Raw genomic sequence first — 20,021 nt, 5'->3', positions numbered from 1 at the left:
GATCAAGGTCTGTTTTTGCGAGGCCATCCATCTTCAATTTGTCTGTAAATTGAGAATGGCCATTTTAGGTAGCTTGAGGAGAAATGACGGCCTATTCTAAGAGCACCCTCGTGATATGAGAAATTCTGAAACCCGGGCTAGATTTATTAAGCATCTATTGAGTGATATAGAAGCCCTCGAGTCCATGATCAATCAGGGACTGATAGAAGATGATATTATTAGAATTGGGGCAGAGCAAGAATTCTGTTTAGTAACAGATCAGTGGCGCCCATCCAAAATTTCGCAAGAAGTTCTTGAAACAATTAACGATGATCATTTCACTTTTGAGTTGGCTCGGTATAATTTGGAAATCAACCTGGATCCCGTGGAACTCAAAACTGGCTGCTTTACTGAGACGGAAGAGCAGCTCAGAAATTTGCTGACAAAGGCGACAGCAGGAGCCAAAGCCCATAATAATTCGATACTTCTCACTGGCATACTTCCAACCATTGGAAAAAAGGAATTGGGTGTCGACTACATGACACCAAAACCTAGATATCAGTATCTAAACGAAGTAGCCAAAGAGCTTAGAGGAGGAGATTTTGAAATGCATCTGAGTGGGGTAGATGAGTTATCCATTCATCATGATTCCGTACTTTTCGAGGCTTGCAATACCAGTTTTCAAATGCACTTACAAATTCCCTCGACAGATTTCATTTCAAGCTACAACTGGGCACAGGCTATTTCCGGACCCGTGTTGAGTGTTTGTACTAATTCACCCTTGTTGCTGGGAAGAGAGCTGTGGAGTGAAACACGAATTGCCCTTTTTAAACAAAGCATTGATACCAGAAGCTCATCACGAGCATTGAGAGATCAGCAAGCCCGAGTGACCATCGGGAAGCAATGGGCCAGTGGTTCAGCTGTAGATATTTTTAAGAACGATGTGGCCTTGTACAATGTGATTATGACCAAGGAGATAGAACAAAACTCTTTGGATATTTTAAGTCAAGGTAAAATTCCAAAACTAGAGGCGCTTTGCCTTCACAATGGCACGATCTATAGATGGAACCGCGCTTGCTATGGAGTCGGTGGAGGAAAGCCTCATTTAAGAATTGAGAATCGATATATTCCTGCAGGTCCCACAGTGCTAGATCAGATGGCAAATTTTGCCTTTTGGGTGGGTTTGATGAAAGGAAGACCAACACAATTTGACGATATATCTACACAAATGGACTTTCGTGATGCAAAAGCCAATTTTATCAAAGCGGCCAGAACAGGAAAGGACTCTACGATTCACTGGAATGGAAGTCAGGTACCTGTTCCAGAATTGCTCGAAAAAGAACTTTTGCCCATGGCCTATGCGGGGTTAGAAAAAGCGGGTATAGATAAAGGAGATATTGAGCGAATGCTTAGCATAGTTGGTGCTCGGTCGAAAGGTCAAACGGCCTCTAAGTGGTTAGTAAAGAACTATAGAGGGTTGAGAAAAACGCTCAAACAAGATGATGCATTGTTAACCTTGACTGAAGGTATTTATAAAAACCAGCAGGGTATTGCCCTGCCCGTGCACCAATGGCCAATGCTAGAACATAATGTTGAGGTAGAAAGCGCCGCACATTTAGTTAGGCACATTATGTCGACTCGCTTGTACATTGTCAATGAAAATGATTTGGCTCAATTGGCTACTCATGTGATGGAGTGGAAGGGCATACACCATGTGCCTGTAGAGAATAATGCTGGTGACCTCTGTGGGTTGTTGACCTGGACACATATGGAGCGTTACAAAGAGATGGAAGCTATGGACGAACAGTTGCTAGTAGCGGATATTATGACACGAGATGTAATTACGGTACACCCTGACACCGAAATAACTAAGGCCATCCAACTCATGAAAAAACTAGAGTACGGCTGTATGCCAGTGGTAGAGAATAAACACCTAGTGGGTATTATCACAATCAAAGACGTAATACCATTTGACCATGATTGAGGTTTATAGCGAAGCAAGGGATGAAACCATAAAAATAGATCGAGTCATAGGTCATATCAAAGGGAGCAAGCCAGGCCCAACGATCGTTTTTTTTGGAGGAATTCATGGCAATGAAAGTTCGGGAGTCTTTGCTCTACATCAGATGATTGACGAGTTACAGAATAAAAAAAATTCAATCAAAGGACAGATCTATGCCGTTGCCGGAAACTTAAAGGCACTGGAGAAGGGCACTCGTTATTGCTCCGAAGACCTCAATCGTCTTTGGACAGAGGATCAATTGAAGGCATTGGAGAATAATCAGACAGAAAATCTGGTGGATGAAAAGCTAGAGCAACAAGTATTACTCCAACTGATTAAGGAGATTATCGACAAGGAGTCAGGGCCGTTTTATTTTATGGACCTTCATACGACTTCTAGTGAAACCTTACCATTCATTGTAGTCAACGATAGCCTACTCAACAGGAAGTTTACCGAGCAGTTGCCTGTTCCTATGATTTTGGGCATTGAGGAGTATCTCGATGGTCCAATTTTGAGCTATATCAATGAGCTGGGTTTCGTATCCTTTGGCTACGAGGCGGGCCAGCACGACGACCTGGCCTCTTATCAAAACCAGACTGCTTTTATCTACTTGTGTTTGGTTTTAGCTGAATGTATCGATCGAAAGGAGATTGATTATTATAATTACTACGAACGGTTGGCTAAGCATACCGCTACTTCAAAAGACATATTTGAAATTGTTTTCAGGTTTAGAATACATCGGGGTGATACCTTTGAGATGCATCCTGGTTTTGTAAATTTTCAAAGAGTGAGAAAAGGTCAGGAGATGGCCATTAGAAATAATAAAACGGTTGTGGCTAAACATGATGGGAGAGTGTTCATGCCCTTGTATCAAAACCAGGGCAGCGAGGGCTTTTTTGAAATTAGAAAAGTACATCCATTCTTTTTAAAGCTATCTGCTGTATTAAGAAAAATGAAAGCTGGGCATATCCTCCCGTTTTTACCTGGTATTCGCTGGCAGTCAGCTGAAAAAAAGGCACTAGTGGTCAACCTAAGAGTAGCACGATTTCTTGCGAAAAGGCTACTACATCTGTTGGGTTATCGTGCCAAAGAAGTGGATAAAAACAAGCTAGTAATCAAAAACCGCGAAGCGGCTTCTAGGACAAAGGAATATTCTGCCAGTTGGAATAAATGAGGAATGAAATACTTGTACTAGTAGCGAATGAAGTCATATGTTTTTAGGGGTGGAAGATTCTTAGTTACTAAAGGTCTTTACTTTTGAATTGTGCTTTATGATATTTACTATCTTATGGAAACAGATGTAGTATATAAGACACTTCAAAAAATTAGCCCAATGACAAAAGAAGCGTGGGATGATTTGAGGTTGCTACTTCAGCCTATTGAACTCAAACGTAATGACTATCTGATACGGGAGGGGGCCAGAGTGCACGACTGTTTTTTGCTTATTGATGGTGTGGTTCGAGTTTTCTACAATAAAGAGGGCAACGAGTACAACAAAACCTTTTTTGTTCCAGGCATGTTTCCTACGCCATTGACTGCATTACTCTCGGAATCTCCTGCGGCCATTTCATTTCAAGCTTTGTTGCCGTGCCGTTTGTTTAAATTTTCTTATTCCGGCTTTCGAAACCTATTTGATAGACATCGATGTTTAGAGAAACTGTTGCTTCGAATTTTAGAGGAAATCTGGATTAAAAAGGAAAGGCATGATATCAATATGGTGACTAATGATGCTACTACCAATTACCTAATTTTTAGAGAGACCTACCCCGACTTGGAAAATCAAATCCCACAATACCATATCGCTTCCTATTTGGGAATTACACCCATCCAATTGAGTAGAATTCGGGCTCAATTGGCCCATTCCAAGTAATAGCATTCCTTAACCTATGTTAATGCACAGGTTTGGTGCGTCTGGCAATTTTGCATAGAACACTAAACTAAAGCATTATGAAAACTTTATTTAATTATCCATTCGTGATCTATATGGTGGCTGGTATTGCTTGCCTTTGTATCATGATTATCATCGACTATGTACTGGGAGCAGAAGCTGAACACCTCAATGCCTGGGTGATAATCAACCAAATGTTTGGCCAGCAAACTTCGGCTGGTGATAGTCTCGCAATCCGTGCGCTCGGGCTACCGGGTGCCGCCTTTCTCATGTTGGCAGCTAATACTTTTTTTGGCGTCATTTTGATTCAGTTCATCAAACTAATTATTCGAATCGTCCACAGTTAAATTTTTACCCATGAAAGCACTAAGAATAGTAATTGTTGTGGCTTTGCTAATCCCTGCGGTTGCAAAAAGTCAAGAGATGGCCATCCCATCTAATTTTTGGCAAATTGGTTTTGGACTTGGCGAACTCCCAACAGGAGGAAGCTTTAAGCCCAGTATTACCCTTGGATATCATTTTAATGATAAAATCTATGTAGGAATGATCTATCAATTCAAAGATGATATCAGCAGAAATTCGGAATCTATCAATGCCAGATCTGCGGATTTGGATGGTTTGGCCACCTCCACAGAGTCTGTGGCTCAGCGGTTTTTATTTCAGGTACGATATAAGCCCATTAAAAAAGGACCATATCTATCCGGTGGCTTTGTGTTCAATGGAAAGGACACAGAAACCATGAGCTTTGATGCACGAGAAAGAAGGATTGGCGAAGAGACTTATGAAGGAAGTGTGGTCATCAAGCAGACACGTCCAGCAGGCTGGGGACTAGCTTTAGGTCTTGGTTATCAATATGATTTCAATAATGGCTTTTCAGGAGGGTTTGAATGGACACCAGCCTGGGGGCAATATCCTTCGCCTTCGTATGCCTTTGGTGGCTCCTCTGACTTGTCTAATTCTTCGAGAAAACAAATCCAAAACAAAATGGACGATGAATTTACTCAAAGTGTCACCAACATGTACAAGGTCTTTCACATCGGCCTAGCTTATAGATTTCAGTAAACTTAAACAATTCAAAGTCATGAAAAATTCAGAAATACAATTTACAGGTTGGATGATCATAATACATATCATCCTTATGTTAACAGCAGGAATAATCCTTATTTACACCTTTGAGTTTCCTGATATTCTAAGAGAAAATATGGAAACAACACTAGGATTGTTTTACAAAAACCGATCATTTACTGTGCCGGCTTACTATTTATTTACTTTAACTGGCATCAGCTTCATGACCGTTGTTTTGCTACTTTTCAAAACCTTGAATTTCAATAATTCAACTACAGGTTTTTTGGCCGTGGTGTTTGGCGTCTTGTTTGGTCTTACCTCGTCTTTGGGTTTTGTGCGTTGGCCATTTTTGATGCAGCATTTGGGAGAATTGGTAGCACATGCATCACCAGCACAATTGGAAACAATTCGCGTGATCTATGATTCATTTCATATCTATGCTGGTGTATCTGTGGGAGAAAACTTCGCCTTTTGGTTTGAATTTCTTTGGATGTTTTTGTTCTCTACCTCAATGTTATCGAAACCCGATTATTTTCCTAATTATTTGGCGAGGATAGGACAAGTATTAGGACTAGGTATGTTGGTTTATGCTATGGAGCAATTTGGAGGGATGTTTTCGGCACTTGGTCCATTAAATATGATCGTGCATACAGGACAGTTGGCTTGGCTGTTAGCTCTCGCTTTTTGCCTATTCAATATTGCAACTAACAACACCAGGAGACTTTCTAGAAATCAAAAACTGGCAGCGATGGGCCTTTTTGGACTACTGCTTTTTGTATCATTCTTCTAAGTTAAAATCATGGAACTAAAATACAAAACCATCCTGATAACAGGAGGAACATCCGGCATCGGCCGGGTGTTGGCTGACCGATTGCTAGCAGAAGGCAATACAGTAATCATCTTAGGACGGAACAAGAGTAAATTGGAAGATGCTCTTAGGAAAGGGTTTGAAACAATCCACTGTGACCTCTCAAATGTGGAGGAAATCGAAAATGCAGTGATTCAAATTCAAAGAAATTATGAACGTTTAGATTTGTTATTCAACAACGCAGGTATTCAGTATAACTATGACTTTATGGATAGTGTTATTCCTTTAGATAAAATAAAACAAGAAATTCAAACGAATGTTACTGGTCAGCTATTGATTACACAGCTGTTGGTTCCATTATTGAATAATGCCAGTAAAGCATTGATTGTAAATACAACTTCTGGATTGGGGGCCTTCCCCAAAAGCGATGGCTTGGTCTATAGCTCCAGTAAAGCGGCACTTAGAAACTTTACCATTGGACTACGTTTTGCTTTGAAGTCTACCAAAATCAAAGTGCTAGAATTTATTCCTCCGGTTACTGATACGGAAATGACCAAAGGACGAACGGAGCTCAAGATGTCCGCGAAAGAATTGATCGATTACATTTGGCCACAGCTCTTGAGAGAAAGAAAAATATTAACAGTGCCCAAAATGCGCTTGTTCTTGTGGATTGCTTTCTTGTTTCCATCTATAGCGCATAAAATTTTGTCTAAGTAATTAATATGGTTATCTGAATTTTCTCAGGAGTTTTTCAATGAATGGTTCGGATAGTTGTATCTTTTCATTTCTGCTACGCCAAAAAAGACAGCTATGAACCTGCCTTCAATTAATTACCTACTAAGCTCAGCCAAAAAGTCGCTTTTAAGATTTCCGCTCACTTTGTTAAGTGCTTTTTGTGGAGTCTGTCTGGCGATATATATGGTAGAGTTTGAGGATGCTATTACCAACTATTTCCCTTACATCAACTCTCTGATCACCTTTGCTTTGGGGATCCCATTGTTTTTCTGCGTGTCTATCATTAGCTCAAAGAGGGATTTTGGAATCGCCACGAGTATTGGATCGCATGTCGTAGCTGCTCTCGTCTTGCTGGCTATATTTTTGTCATTGCCTGGTGCAGAAAACACACACAACACCGCCATTCCGTACATCAGATATGGGATATTCAATATCATCGTGCACCTATTGGTTTCTTTTAGTCCATACCTCAAGGGCCAACAACTGAATGGTTTCTGGAATTTTAATAAGACACTTTTTATTCGAATCCTGACCTCGATCCTTTATTCAGGCTTTCTGTACGTGGGGTTGATTCTCGCCTTGTCTGCCCTCCACCTGCTCTTCGATATAGACATTAAAGATGAGCTGTACTTTGAGTTGTGGATTGTAATCATTGGTCTTTTCAATACCTGGTTTTTCTTGTCAGGCATACCAGAAGACATCGAGCAGCTTGAAGACAACCATGAGTACCCCAAAGGCCTCAAGATATTTGCGCAGTATGTCTTGCTACCCTTGCTCGTATTATACTTAATTATTCTCTACGCTTATGGGACAAAGATTACACTCCTTTGGGATTGGCCGAAGGGCATTGTGTCTTACCTGATCTCGTGCGTCTCTGTGCTGGGCATCTTGACCGTTTTGTTGTTTTATCCTTACGGCGAAATGAAAGAAAATTCCTGGATTAAAAAATCCTCGAAGGTGTTCTATTTATTGCTTTACCCGCTAATTGTTTTGCTCTTTTTTGCCATAGGCATGCGAATCGCAGATTATGGACTTACGATCAATCGATACGTGATTGTATTACTCGGCATTTGGTTGGCTCTTGTTGCTACCTATTTCACCATGGGTAGAACAAACATCAAATTCATCCCTATGTCTCTGGCGGTTACGTTGGCTTTGATGTCTTTTGGTCCTTGGGGTATGTTTACTATGAGTGAAAAAAGTCAAGCCAGTCGCCTGATATCCATATTGGATAATAACAATTTATTGAAAGATGGAAAGGTCGTCAACGAAGTGGTTTGGGAAGCAGACAGTTTGCCTGAGTGGTTCTACACCAAGAAGGAAAACACTAATCGAGGCGTGTTGTCAGACTCTCTGCACAATGAAGTCTATTCTATTGTAAATTATCTCGACGATTACCATGGCCTAGCCAGCATCCGACCTATTTTCCAACAGGATCTGGATTCTCTTATTGTAATTTCGCTGGACTCCAACAAATACCGCAACGAAGCAGAAATATACATTCGCTCTATGGGGCTGAGCTACAGCTATAAATACATCAATAGTTCCAATGCATATTTTAGCTATTCGTCAGACGCAGCAGCTGTGATTCATTTGGATAAATTTGATTATCTCAAGCGCATTTATTTGTATAACTATCAGGGAGAAGCAACAGACTACACGGTTGAGATCGAAGGAAGCTCCTACCAATTGCTATTTAATCAAGGAGATTCTCTGGGACTTTCATTCATTAATAAAGGTGATACGACCAATCTTTTCTTGGACAAAAAGGTCGATGAACTGATAGAATCAAATGGAAAAGAATATGTGTCAAATCTTGACTTATCCAGTATGACATTAGAAGGGGCATCAAATGATTTTGAACTCAAGTTTATCATCACGGACATCCAACTTCAGGAAGTCAATGATACGTTAAAATCAACCACACTGAACGGTGATCTTTTGTTGAAGCGTAGGAAATAAAAACCATCCAACAATATCTTAACATAAAACCGATATCGCTTTATACCTTAGTGCTTCGCTCTATTTCCTTCAGGTTTTCCATCTTTTTGTTTCTCAAAAAGCCATTGATGTCTTCGAAGTGTTCTTTTACTCTTTGATTCCCAAACTCAAAAACCTTAGTCGCTAGTCCGTCCAGAAAATCCCGGTCATGCGATACCAAGATCAAAGTGCCTTCGAAAGCTTTTAAGGCATCTTTAAGAATGTCCTTGGTTTTGATGTCCAAATGATTGGTAGGTTCATCAAGAATTAGGAGGTTGACCGGCTGAAGCAAAAGTTTAATCATCGCCAGTCGCGTTCGCTCCCCTCCAGATAGCACTTTTACTTTTTTCTCGACGGCATCTCCGCTAAACATAAATGCACCTAACAAATCTTTAATTTTTGAACGCATATCGCCTTTGGCGATTTCGTCAATGGTTTCAAATATGCTGAGCGTTTCCTCGAGTAAGGCCGCTTGATTTTGTGCGAAATAGCCGATTAAACTATTGTGTCCAAGCTGCATCGATCCTTCATGATCAATTTCGCCCATGATGGCTTTGATCAGGGTAGACTTACCTTCTCCATTCTTTCCTACAAATGCGACCTTTTCCCCTTGGGCTATCGTGAGTGAAACATCCTTGAACACCGTGTGTTCACCGTAGCTTTTAGCCAACTGATCAATAATGACTGGATATTTACCTGAGCGCGGCGCTGGGGGAAATTTCAAATTCAAAGCGGAGGTATCGATTTCATCCACTTCTACGATCTCCATTTTTTCGAGCATTTTGACTCGCGATTGAACTTGGAGCGTTTTGGAATAGGTGCCTTTGAATCGGTCGATGAATTGCTGAATACTGGCGATCTCTTTGGCTTGATCATCAAACTGTCGTTGCTGCTGTTCTCGACGTTCTTTTCTCAGTTCTAAATAATGTGAATAGTTGGTTTTGTAATCGTAAATTTTGCCACCCGTCAATTCGATGGTTCGATTCGTCAGACTGTCGACAAATGCTTTATCGTGACTGATGACCATGACTGCTTTGGCGCTGGTTTTCAGAAATTCTTCCAGCCACTGCACCGACTCGATGTCTAAGTGGTTGGTTGGCTCATCGAGTAAGATCAAATCTGGTTTTTTCAGAAGGATCTTGGCCAATTCTATTCTCATTCGCCAGCCACCACTGAACTCACTCGCAGGCCTGGTAAAGTCGGATCTTAAAAAGCCCAAACCCTGAAGTGTCATTTCCACCTCGGCGTCCACGTTTACCTCTTCTACGCTGTAGTATTTTTCGCTCAGTTCAGAGACCTGTTCGATGATTTTGGAGTAGGCCTCAGATTCGTAATCGGTCCGTGTTTCTAATTGCAGTGAGAGCTCATCCAGCTGGCGTTTCATTTCCTGCATTTCAGAAAAAGCCTTAGACGCTTCTTCAAACACCGTACAGTCGTCTTCGATCAATAAGTGCTGTGGCAAGTAAGCAATCACCGCATCTTTAGGTGCAGAAATCTTGCCTAGGGTAGGTTTGTCCTTACCAGCAATGATTTTGAGCAGTGTAGATTTTCCTGCCCCATTTTTACCCATCAGGGCAATTTTATCTTCATTATTGATATTAAAGTTGATGTTGCTAAACAACGTGGTCCCGCTAAATTCTACCCCTACGGCGTCTACTGAAATCATAATCTGCTCAATTAAAAGCGCGAAGTTAGGGATTTGCTCAGGGAAAGTATAATGGAGGTTCTTAATTATTGAAGTGAGTATTTCGAGTAATGGCTTTAACTCAGCTTTCCTTGCCCTATTTCTCTACATTCTTTATCTTACTCTCCAAGGTTTCCAGCAGAGCCTTCCCGCCGCAGTTTGAGAAATATTAATATGTTTGTTGATGGTAATATGCATTCCATACAAATGATGAAATTCAAATTATTTTTTTTTCTTGCATTTAACATAGCGAATCTTGTATATGCAGAAAGTAATGATACAATATCAGCAAAGAATAACTCTCAGTCTATCCAAGATTTTGTAGAGTCAACCAAAAGATCAGTAGATCTCGATCCAGTTAAAGTTGAATTGAAGAGAGAAAAGAATTGGATAGATAATTTTTCAGCATTTCTAACACCTTTAATTGCATTAATAACAATTTATATAGCAGGTAAACAATATTTAACTCAGAGATATAGAGTTCGCTTGGATTTGTTTGAAAAGCGCATGAAAATTATTGAAGATGTAAGAATTATTTTAACGGATATTGATAAGAATTATTCAGGAGATTCTGAAAAAGTTAATCTTGAATTATTTCGAATTGCATATAGGCATTCAAAATACTTATTCAGCAACGATATTCAGAACTATTTAACTCAATTGGATCAAAAAATTGGTGAGTTGGAAGAAAAGGAACAACAACTTAAAACAGCGGACAAATCCAACAAACATACGCTTGAAACTGAAAAGGATGATATAATTGTTTGGCTTAGGGAAAAGAGATCAACTCATGAAATTAATTTCGAAGAATTTATGACTTTAAATAAAATCTGAATGGTAAAACTACCACCAACAAAACGTAAACTGCAATAAGACGTAATTTAGCTAAACATACAGATAATCGCTTCTTCAACCAATCCTTAGAATTGCTATTCAGCGGACGGACTTTGAAGTTGAAAAAGGGGGTGAAGCTATGTAATATTTATTCAAACAGTTTTCCTGTATATTTGAATATGGCATCAATTAAATCAAAGCTTATTGATCGTATCAAATCCATTGAGGACCAAAATGTCATTGATGAGATCAATAGATTGCTTGAGGTGGATATAGATGAGGTAGTTTATCATACCACAGAAGAACAGAAAGAGGAAATTGATCAAGCGAGAAAGCAAATTGCCAACAACGAGGGTATCCCTTCTGATATTGCTGATAGCGAAATTGAAGAATGGCTCTCCAAATAATTTGGTCTCCGCTGGCCCAACAAAAGCGGAAAACAATTTTGAATTATTGGATTGAACGAAACTCAAGTGTAGACTATAGTCGCAAACTCAATGCGCTGTTTGTTCAAGCAGCTAATCAACTCTCTAAATTTCCTAAAATCGGAAGACTTTCAGATGTAAAAGGCGTAAGAATCAAAATCGTTAGGGACTATTTACTGTTTTATGAAATCACTGATAAAGCGATCGAAATCCTAACCATCTGGGACAGCCGTCAAGACCCTGATGAACTCAAACTAGGCTAAGCATTAAGTCTGAAATCTATCTATTCTACTTCTTCAACCAATCCTTGGTAATGCTATTCAGCGTGCGTACTTTGAAGTCGAAGTTGCCGTGAAGTTTTTCGCGGATTTTGCTCATGTTTTGGAGCACTTCGTCGATCGATTCCGGGATGGATTCGTTTAAATATTCTTTGATACGCTTGGCTACAGTAGGTGATTTGCCATTCGTAGAGATGGCGATTTTCAAGTCTCCTTTTTTCACCACAGATCCTAAGTAGAAGTCACATAGCTCCGGTTTGTCTGCTACGTTCACTAAGAGGCCACGTACTTTGGCCATGTCTCTGATCAATTCGCTGGTTCGCGTGTCGTCGATCCCTACAATCACCAATTCGATCTCTTCGAGATCATAAGGTCTGAACTCTCTTTCGATCAGTTTTACATTGGGGTGATCTTTTACAAATTCACGAACCTCTTCACTGATTTCTTTGGCTACCAATTTGATGTTGGTTGCGGGACTGTTGGTCAGTACAGCAGTGAGTTTTTCTAATCCCACGTGACCACCGCCAACAATAAGTAGCTGCAATTGCTCCAGTTTGAAGAAAACTGGGAATAGATTATTACCGTTTTTGAGCGATTTCATGGTTTTGGGTGTTTATTTGGATAAAACTATTTTATCCAGGGTGCTGTTTAGTTTTTCTTTACCTAAAGCTACAGTTTCTCCGATGACTATAATAGCCGGAGAGCCGATATTATTTTTTAATGCCAACTCTTGTAGGTTGCTGACATTTCCAATCACAATTTTCTCATCAGGTCTAGAGCCATTTTGTATGATAGCTGCTGGTGTTTCACTCTTGCCGCTAGCCGAATAAATAGCTAGAATCTCTGGCAGTTTTTTTACGCCCATCAGGATGACGCTGGTGGCGCTTGATTTAGCTGCATGCTCAATGTCTGAGGATAACTGACCACTTCTCGTGGTACCCGTCATTACCCAAAAGCTTTCGTTGATACCTCTTCTGGTTAATGGAATTTGATTCAATGCAGGTACGGAAATAGCGCTGGTCACGCCCGGTACCAAATCGACTACTAATCCATGCTTCTCAGCGTATTCTAACTCCTCGTGTCCTCTACCAAACACATAAGGATCACCACCTTTCAGTCTCACTACGTGACCATATTTTATGGCATGATCTACAATCATCTGATTGATGACATGCTGTTGGTAGTGGTGCAGACCAGCTCGCTTACCTACAAATACCTTTTTGGTATCTGCTGAACAAAAATCTAAAAGCTCTTCGTTGGCCAAGGCGTCGTACAATACTACGTCGGCTGCTTTCAAAGCTTTGATGCCTTTGAGGGTGATCAAATCCGGATCGCCCGGACCTGCACCCACCAAGGTTAATTTAGGAGCTTTTAGATTTTTCATTTTTAATTGTTTTAGTATTTCTACTCAAAAAACTTTCCGTCATCACGAAGGAGATACGACTGAAGTGATCTCAATTTTGCGTCGCTGTATCAAGATTGCTTCTTCGCTCGTGCCTCGTTCATCGCAATGACGACTTTAGTTTTTTGTTCTTATTTCTTATCAAGCTGGCTCTTCCACCAACAGATCTTTTTGAACTTCTTTTACTCTTTCTAAGAATTTAGCAGCGTCTTCTCTATAAGCCGTAGCGAATGCTTCCGTAGGTTCGTTTTGATTGATTTTCAAAACGAAATCTTTGAAAGTACCACCTGTAAGGCTCTTAAAGTCCTGCCCAAATTCTTCTTCAAACGAATTCATAACACTCACCTGATTATTTACCGTGATGCCTTTGTCGATCAACAACGCTTTGGCTGCATTGATAAATACATTGTACGTATGGTAAATAGAATCAGCGATGCTTCCACCTTCGAAGGCTTCTTGAGCCCACACAAATTTTTCTTCCGCATCGTGCATCAGAGTAGAGAACAAGTCAATAATTACACCCGCACATTCTCCTACTTCTGTCTCTACTTCAAATTGCTCTTCTTTACCCCAATCGATATAATCGGTAGGCTTGAGCGTTTCTAGGTCAGCCAAGAACTTCAACAATTGATAGAAGTAATCTTTGCCTTGTCTTCTGAAGTAGTCGTAATAGTACTCGCCTTCGTTGCCATTTTCCTCGTAGTCGTTGAACAACACACGAAGTACATCCGGTGTACGCTTGCTAGGTACCTTGATTACTTTCTCTGCGATGAAACCGTCGCCATTGCTACCTAATCCACCACCAAGCAAAACTTGTACAGCAGGGATGGTTTTCTTATTCACCTTGTTTCTTAATGAAGAGCCATGAAATCCAATCGAAGCGATGGCATGTTGACCACAAGAGTTAGGACATCCACTGATTTTGATGTGGAGGTCATTGTTCTTGATCAACTCTGGATATTCCTTTTCGATTACATTTTCTAATTCAAGTGCAACTCTAGTACTATTTGAAATACCCAAGTTACAAGTATCAGTACCAGCACAAGCGATGATATCTGCGGTACTGTTGAACCCAGGATCAGCCATGTTCAAAGCTTCCAATTCCGCATAAAGCGACTTCAGGCTTTCTTCTTTTACAAATCGTAGGATGTAGCCTTGGTTTACAGTTACACGAATGTCATCCGCGGCATACTTCAAAACCACATCACCAAAGGCATGCGCTTTTTTCCAGTTCATATCGCCGTTTGGCAATTTGATGGAAACCGCAAAGAATCCTTCCTGCTTTTGCTCCCAAACGTTGGTAGCTCTCCAGGCTTCGTATTTTTCCTGATCGTTGATGGATTTGTCCGAAAAGACCAACTTCTCTGGAAGTTTGGGTTGCCCCAAAAGATTCTTCACTACGTACGATTGTGTACTCAAAGCTTTTCTTTCTTCCTCTACCAATCGCATTACCTCGTCAATTCCGATTTCAGTAATCAAGAATTTGAAACGAGCTTTCATTCTTCTTTTTCTTTCACCATAGCGATCGAATACTCTAAGTAAGGCTTCTGCGAATGGGATCATTTGATCTTCAGGCAAGAAGTCGTAAGCTTTTTGAGCAGGCACGGGCTGTGCGCCTAAACCACCACCAATCATTACTTTGAATCCTCTAATATCTTTACCCCCTTCGTTTTTCACTTTTGGAATAAATCCAATGTCGTGAATGAAAGAGATACCCGTATCTTTTTCACTTGATGAAAATGAGATTTTGAACTTTCGTCCCATTTCCTGACAAACAGGGTTTCTCAAAAAGTATTTGAAAAGAGCATGTGCATAAGGCGAGACATCAAACGGCTCGTCCTTGTCGATGCCAGCTACAGGTGAAGCGGTTACATTTCTTAATGTGTTTCCACATGCTTCACGCAAAGTGATATCGTCCTGCTCCAACTTTGCCCAGAGCTCAGGCGTACGGTCTAGGCTCACATAGTGAATCTGAATATCTTGTCTTGTAGTCGCATGTAGATTGCCCCCGCCAAATTCATTGGAAATGTCCGCAATTCTTTTCAGTTGCTTCACACTCATTTTTCCGAATGGTATTTTGATCCTCACCATCTGATTACCAGGCTGGCGCTGACCGTACACTCCACGGGCCAAACGGAGGCTTCGGAATTTGTCCGGGTCAATTTTTCCTTCGCGGAAAATTTGAATTTTGTCAGCCAGGGCAATGATGTCTTTTTGGACGACTGGGTTGTCTAGATTTTCAAGTTCTGATCTAAAACTTTGCATGGTATATTCTGATTTTAGTCCAATAAAAAAGCCTCTCCTGATTTCTCGGGAGAGGCTTTTTAATGTCTTATTGTTATGTTGATTAACTTCTCGTCTTCAATAATTCATTAAATGTATATCTCCCGCTATATGAAAGCATACAGCAACAACACATCCAACAGATGTTCATTATTGAGATATTATTTAATGTTGTTTTCTTCATTTCGTCCTTTCAGGATGTGATTCCTTCAACGGAGTTTAATAATTCAGGGTTCAAAGATAGAAGGGAAATTTGTTTCAACGCCTGTTTTTGGCAAAAAGATAACATGCGGGTTAATATTTTAACAAAATCACAACAGAACGTGAGAATTATTGCGGAAAGCATAAATCCATTTATGACTGCACCCCGAAAATCAGTGAAGTACTTAAAGTAGGGTTTAACCTTATCTCCTCGTCCTATCCCTGTTAAAGCATTAGTTTCTCTTATGAAATTGAAAAAATCAATATTCCTTCTGCTCGGCTTACTTATCCTACAAAGGAGCGCTATGGCTCATGAGTTGAATTTTGGGCTGTTCGATTTGTTCGAAAAGGATCAGACCTATTTCATGGAAATTAGATTGGATAGAGCCAATTTGATCAAAGCTGTAGGCACGCAGGTCGGTCGTACCAAAGAGGATTGGAATTGTGCTTTATCTCAATACATGAATGAAAATATGAACTTGGCAATCAATGGCACCAAGGCATCAATTGAATATAGAGAGTTCTCCTTTTTGGAAGATGTCATAGTCATTCAGGCTCAATTGGATATACCGCATCAGATTATCTCTGAAATAAAAGTTGAGAACACCATTCTATTAGAAACTATAGAAAGCCAAACGAACATTATTAAAGCTAGTTTTCACGAAAAGAAGAGATCCTTTCGGCTAAACAAGGATAGGATTTCAACAATAATAAAATATGAGTTATGAGAAAGTTTAACATGCAATTAAAAACAATACTTACGGCGTTGCTGCTACTTACCTTTATGTGGGCCTGTACAGAAGACGAGTTGGGTGATTCGAACAGTAATCCAATCGTTGCATCTGCCATTGATGACCTTTCATTGGCTTCGGGTTTTGAGATCTATGAAATTTCATTATCAGATGTTTTTAGTGACGAAGATGGAGATGCCATTGTTCTTACCGCATCGAGTGGTGATGAGACGGTAGTACTGGTGGAAATTTCTACTCAGAAGTTGACCCTCATTGAACAAGCGGATGGAAGTGCTACTATTACCGTGACAGCCACAGATTCGAATGGCGCCAGTGTTTCAGACAGCTTTACTTTGACCATTGGAGCAAATAGTACACCGGTTGTAGCTAATGAAATTTCAGATCAAAATTTGTCGGTGGGTTTCAGTGCCGCGACTGTAGAACTTGCAAATGTTTTTAGTGATGCAGACGGTGATGCTCTAACCTACGTTGCCTCGAGTAGCGATCAGTCGGTCGTTACGGTTAGCGTATCAGGCACAACGCTTACAATTACAGAAGTAGCTGCGGGAACTACTAATATAAACGTATCAGCTATAGACCCAAGTGGTCAGAAAGCTTCTGATTCTTTTACGGTGACAGTCTCAGCGTCTAATACAAGTACTGATGTTTTCACTTTCTCCAATCAAGATGGAAATAGTTTGACTATTAGTTCGTGGACAGCCATAGAAGGGGCTGACGGATACGTCATTTTGATGAATACTGAAGATAACTTTACCAATTTGACCAACGGGGAAGATCTGGATGGTAGTACATCGTACAATGGAGTAGGTCAGCAATTGGTTTATAATGGAACAGCTATATCAGCGTTGGGTGTGACATTACTTGAGACGGATAAATCCTATTATTTCAAATTGGTACCCTATACTGGCTCTCACGTTTACGACCATCAGTATGATGCTGAAGAAGGATCTACAACCTCATGTACTTATAGCAGTACCTCCGTCAGCGAAGTGTGTTTTTCAATCAGCGGTGATATAAGAACGATTTCTGCTAATCAATATCCAAGTCATGCGGTCGAAAACTTCCCGAATGGTACTCCCACAGCCATTGAGATCATCCGAAACTTTGATTTGACGCCTGAAAAGGCGGCTAGTGTAACCTATGTGTATAATGAAACGGGCGGACCCACGCCATCTAATGATAATTTCTGGAAGTTTGGCTCAGCAGTCAATGGAGTAGAATTTCACCCTATGGGATTGAAACCTTGGGAACATCCGGATACGGGAGAAGAAAACTGGGAATGGCAGGCTGCAGTATATAAGGAAAACCAAACGGATTTGGATGCTTATGGTGCCCACGTTACTTCAGCTGGAAACTATCATTATCACGGAGACATAGTGGCGCTGGCAGATGTAGAAGACGGATCCAGGCATTCCTTGATTTATGGTTTTGCAGCAGACGGATTCCCAATTTATTATAAATATGGCTATACTGATGAAAATGATCCATCTTCTGCGATCAAAGAATTGAAATCTAGTTATCAATTGAAGTCTGGGTCTAGAACAGGCACTGGAGTAGCCGGAGAAGATTACCCTGATGGTACTCATGATGGCACTTACATTCAAGATTTTGAATTTGTGGACGGTCTAGGTGATTTGGATGAGTGTAATGGTAGAACAGGTATTACGCCGGAGTATCCGAATGGCACCTACTACTATGTAATCACAGCCGACTTCCCAGTTACTCCAAATTGTTTTGTCGGAACGCCTGATGATGCCTGGAAAATCGGAAAATAATTAAATAAGCTTTTTGAGAAAAAGTTAACCGAGCCACTGCTTAAACGCAGTGGCTTTTTCGCTGCTGACGATAATTTGTTCTTCGTGCTCAAAAGTGGTTTCAACAAGAAGCTTGCTTTTCCCAAATTTGTGGACCGCTTCAATGGCACAATAATTCAAAATATATTGCCGATTGGCACGGTAGTACTTTTCTGGGTCGAGCTCTTTACTGATATCATCTAAGGTTTGATCCATGAGATATTTCTTTCCTCCCTTGGTTTGTAGATAAACCAGTCCGGAATGGGCAAAGAAGCAGAGAATGTCTTCTGTTTCTACCGACATCATTTTCTCTCCCATTTTTACCAAAAACCTTGATTTAAACTTACGATCATCTAGACGGATGTTTTTGATTAGTTCTTGAATGGAAGGCGTGTCTGTATTGGCAAATTGAGATTTCAGGTTTCGGTATTTATCCATACTCCGTTGCAAGTCATCCTTGTTGATAGGCTTGAGTAAGTAGTCAATACTATTGACCTTAAATGCTTTGAGCATATATTCATCAAAGGCTGTGGTAAAGATGACTGGCTTGCTTATTTCGGTTTGCTCAAATATTTCAAAACTCAGGCCATCACTCAATTGAATATCCATAAATAGGAGGTCAGGACATTGATGATGATTCAACCATTTGACGGCCTCTTTCACGCCATCAAAAACTTCGACAATTTGTATAGAGTTGTCTATTTCTTCGAGTAACTTTTGCAATCTACGAAACGCAGGAGCCTCGTCTTCAATGATTAATACGGTCATAGGTAGATGATTTGGTAAACTCCAGTTCTGTCAACATTTCGATCAAAGGTACAGCGACCATGTAATTGCTTTGAGAAGTGATTACGTCTATTTCACGTTGTCCCAAAAATTCGTAGCGTTTGCGGATATTAGCCAGACCAGTTTTGGTCGATTTTTCCAAGGTCTTTTTCAACTGCAGATTGTTTTTGACCACCAAAACATCTCTCTTATCTACATAGATGTCAATCTGCAGTGGCTCCGTTTTAGAAATTATATTGTGTTTGATCGCATTTTCAATGAGCATTTGAAGCGTGAGTGGCGCAATATAGCGTTCATTAAACACGTCGCCAATCGAAAAATTGACTTCAAGGTTTTCTGGATACCGCATTTGCAGGAGATAAACATATGCCTTCGAAAAAGCCAATTCTTCTTTAAGTTTTACCAGTTCTCTTTCTTTGTTTTGAAGAATATAGCGATATACTTCTGATAAGGTTTGCGTAAAGTCAATGGCTACCTTTTGATCTTCTGCAATAAGTGTTGTAAGTGTATTCAGACTATTGAAAAGGAAATGGGGGCTCATTTGATTTTGTAGGACTTCAAATTGAGTTCTTATTTGTTGGTTTTTCAATTGCTCTGCAAAGGCAAAAGACTCTCTCCACTTCCCGAAAAAGTAAGCGCCCTCATAAACTGATGATACCATGAATGCAGCTACCATATTGATTTCTGAATTCATGAATATATTCTTAATATCATCCAGCTCGGAAAACTCAACAATCCCCAAACTCAGCCGAATCAGGTTGGGACAAATAATCATAAATAGGGTAACAACAAGGTAAGTCACTACTAGTCGGTTCCCGGTTTGTGGTAGGTCAGGAAACTTTTTTCTCAGTTGAAAAATGATCAGTACGGCACCATTCCAAAGTACACCGGTAAAGACCATTGAGATCATTATATTTTCTATCAGACTGTTGTGCTCATGCTCATGATCCTTCACAATAAAGGACATGATGAATCCCACTATTGGAATCCCAACCCATCTGGTCATTTTTTCATTTGGCCATTTCATGGTTGCAATAATATTAGGTTTTGTGCCATTTTGGACTATCTATAGAGGTGAAGCAGGAAATTGCAGGACTGAAACCGTACGGATGGCAGGTGAGGTCTT

Annotated in this window: 19 protein-coding genes; 13 read left to right on the top strand and 6 right to left on the bottom strand. The window is 40.3% G+C overall.

Annotated elements, in window-relative coordinates; all coding sequences use genetic code 11:
- Positions 1-157: 157 nt before the first annotated feature.
- The 8 genes from R8N23_RS00830 (at position 158) to R8N23_RS00795 (ending at position 8,439) form a co-directional block, all read left to right on the top strand.
- A complete protein-coding gene (locus R8N23_RS00830; protein WP_318169661.1) occupies positions 158-1,963 on the top strand; it encodes a CBS domain-containing protein in 1,806 nt (601 codons plus the stop codon).
- The gene (locus R8N23_RS00825; RefSeq protein WP_318169660.1) at positions 1,956-3,155 is read left to right on the top strand and encodes a succinylglutamate desuccinylase/aspartoacylase family protein; all 1,200 of its coding nucleotides are present in this window, start codon (positions 1,956-1,958) and stop codon (positions 3,153-3,155) included. Before R8N23_RS00830 ends, R8N23_RS00825 begins: the two co-directional genes overlap by 8 nt.
- A 159-nt stretch (positions 3,156-3,314) precedes the next feature.
- The gene (locus R8N23_RS00820) at positions 3,315-3,851 is read left to right on the top strand and encodes a Crp/Fnr family transcriptional regulator (RefSeq protein WP_318169659.1); all 537 of its coding nucleotides are present in this window, start codon (positions 3,315-3,317) and stop codon (positions 3,849-3,851) included.
- Between the two features lie 77 nt (positions 3,852-3,928).
- The gene (locus R8N23_RS00815) at positions 3,929-4,216 is read left to right on the top strand and encodes a hypothetical protein (protein ID WP_318169658.1); all 288 of its coding nucleotides are present in this window, start codon (positions 3,929-3,931) and stop codon (positions 4,214-4,216) included.
- Positions 4,217-4,226: 10 nt separating this feature from the next.
- Positions 4,227-4,931, top strand: a complete 705-nt coding sequence (locus R8N23_RS00810; protein WP_318169657.1) for a hypothetical protein — start codon at positions 4,227-4,229, stop codon at positions 4,929-4,931.
- A gap of 19 nt (positions 4,932-4,950) precedes the next feature.
- Entirely contained in the window at positions 4,951-5,724 is a 774-nt protein-coding gene (locus tag R8N23_RS00805; RefSeq protein WP_318169656.1) for a DUF4386 family protein, read from the top strand.
- 9 nt (positions 5,725-5,733) lie between these two features.
- Entirely contained in the window at positions 5,734-6,459 is a 726-nt protein-coding gene (locus R8N23_RS00800) for an SDR family oxidoreductase (RefSeq protein WP_318169655.1), read from the top strand.
- 93 nt (positions 6,460-6,552) lie between these two features.
- Positions 6,553-8,439: a DUF4153 domain-containing protein gene (locus R8N23_RS00795; RefSeq protein ID WP_318169654.1), complete on the top strand. Its 1,887-nt coding sequence runs from the start codon at positions 6,553-6,555 to the stop codon at positions 8,437-8,439.
- A 40-nt stretch (positions 8,440-8,479) separates the two neighbouring features.
- On the opposite strand, the gene R8N23_RS00790 is transcribed toward R8N23_RS00795, so the two are convergent.
- Positions 8,480-10,123, bottom strand: coding sequence for an ABC-F family ATP-binding cassette domain-containing protein (locus R8N23_RS00790; protein ID WP_318169653.1), 1,644 nt, complete (start codon positions 10,121-10,123; stop codon positions 8,480-8,482).
- Between the two features lie 228 nt (positions 10,124-10,351).
- On the opposite strand from R8N23_RS00790, the gene R8N23_RS00785 reads away from it, so the two are divergent.
- The 3 genes from R8N23_RS00785 to R8N23_RS00775 all read left to right on the top strand — a co-directional run bounded on the left by R8N23_RS00785 (position 10,352) and on the right by R8N23_RS00775 (position 11,663).
- Positions 10,352-10,975, top strand: coding sequence for a hypothetical protein (locus R8N23_RS00785; RefSeq protein WP_318169652.1), 624 nt, complete (start codon positions 10,352-10,354; stop codon positions 10,973-10,975).
- Positions 10,976-11,154: 179 nt separating this feature from the next.
- A complete protein-coding gene (locus tag R8N23_RS00780) occupies positions 11,155-11,382 on the top strand; it encodes a hypothetical protein (protein ID WP_318169651.1) in 228 nt (75 codons plus the stop codon).
- A complete protein-coding gene (locus R8N23_RS00775) occupies positions 11,367-11,663 on the top strand; it encodes a type II toxin-antitoxin system RelE/ParE family toxin (protein WP_318169650.1) in 297 nt (98 codons plus the stop codon). Before R8N23_RS00780 ends, R8N23_RS00775 begins: the two co-directional genes overlap by 16 nt.
- 25 nt (positions 11,664-11,688) lie before the next feature.
- On the opposite strand, the gene R8N23_RS00770 is transcribed toward R8N23_RS00775, so the two are convergent.
- The 3 genes from R8N23_RS00770 to R8N23_RS00760 all read right to left on the bottom strand — a co-directional run bounded on the left by R8N23_RS00770 (position 11,689) and on the right by R8N23_RS00760 (position 15,345).
- The gene (locus R8N23_RS00770; RefSeq protein WP_318169649.1) at positions 11,689-12,279 is read right to left on the bottom strand and encodes a bifunctional precorrin-2 dehydrogenase/sirohydrochlorin ferrochelatase; all 591 of its coding nucleotides are present in this window, start codon (positions 12,277-12,279) and stop codon (positions 11,689-11,691) included.
- 12 nt (positions 12,280-12,291) lie between these two features.
- A complete protein-coding gene (gene cobA, locus R8N23_RS00765; protein ID WP_318169648.1) occupies positions 12,292-13,062 on the bottom strand; it encodes a uroporphyrinogen-III C-methyltransferase in 771 nt (256 codons plus the stop codon).
- Between the two features lie 159 nt (positions 13,063-13,221).
- The gene (locus tag R8N23_RS00760) at positions 13,222-15,345 is read right to left on the bottom strand and encodes a nitrite/sulfite reductase (RefSeq protein ID WP_318169647.1); all 2,124 of its coding nucleotides are present in this window, start codon (positions 15,343-15,345) and stop codon (positions 13,222-13,224) included.
- A 464-nt stretch (positions 15,346-15,809) separates the two neighbouring features.
- Between R8N23_RS00760 and R8N23_RS00755 the strand changes: the two genes are divergently transcribed.
- Together R8N23_RS00755 and R8N23_RS00750 are read left to right on the top strand one after the other, a co-directional pair.
- Positions 15,810-16,292 (top strand): DUF6702 family protein, encoded by a 483-nt coding sequence (locus tag R8N23_RS00755; protein WP_318169646.1) that lies wholly within the window; start codon positions 15,810-15,812, stop codon positions 16,290-16,292.
- Complete coding sequence (locus R8N23_RS00750) at positions 16,289-18,091, top strand: YHYH protein (RefSeq protein ID WP_318169645.1); 1,803 nt, start codon at positions 16,289-16,291, stop codon at positions 18,089-18,091. The genes R8N23_RS00755 and R8N23_RS00750 overlap by 4 nt, the downstream gene beginning before the upstream one ends.
- A gap of 24 nt (positions 18,092-18,115) precedes the next feature.
- Here R8N23_RS00750 and R8N23_RS00745 read toward each other — a convergent pair whose 3' ends face one another.
- Both R8N23_RS00745 and R8N23_RS00740 read right to left on the bottom strand, forming a co-directional pair.
- Positions 18,116-18,877: a LytTR family DNA-binding domain-containing protein gene (locus R8N23_RS00745; protein WP_318169644.1), complete on the bottom strand. Its 762-nt coding sequence runs from the start codon at positions 18,875-18,877 to the stop codon at positions 18,116-18,118.
- Positions 18,858-19,922, bottom strand: coding sequence for a sensor histidine kinase (locus R8N23_RS00740; protein ID WP_318169643.1), 1,065 nt, complete (start codon positions 19,920-19,922; stop codon positions 18,858-18,860). Before R8N23_RS00740 ends, R8N23_RS00745 begins: the two co-directional genes overlap by 20 nt.
- Positions 19,923-20,021 lie beyond the last annotated feature (99 nt).

This window comes from Reichenbachiella sp. (assembly GCF_033344935.1).
GTDB lineage: Bacteria > Bacteroidota > Bacteroidia > Cytophagales > Cyclobacteriaceae > Reichenbachiella.
The sequence above is the reverse complement of the archived record's forward strand: the minus strand, read 5'-3'. Positions and strand labels throughout refer to the sequence as shown.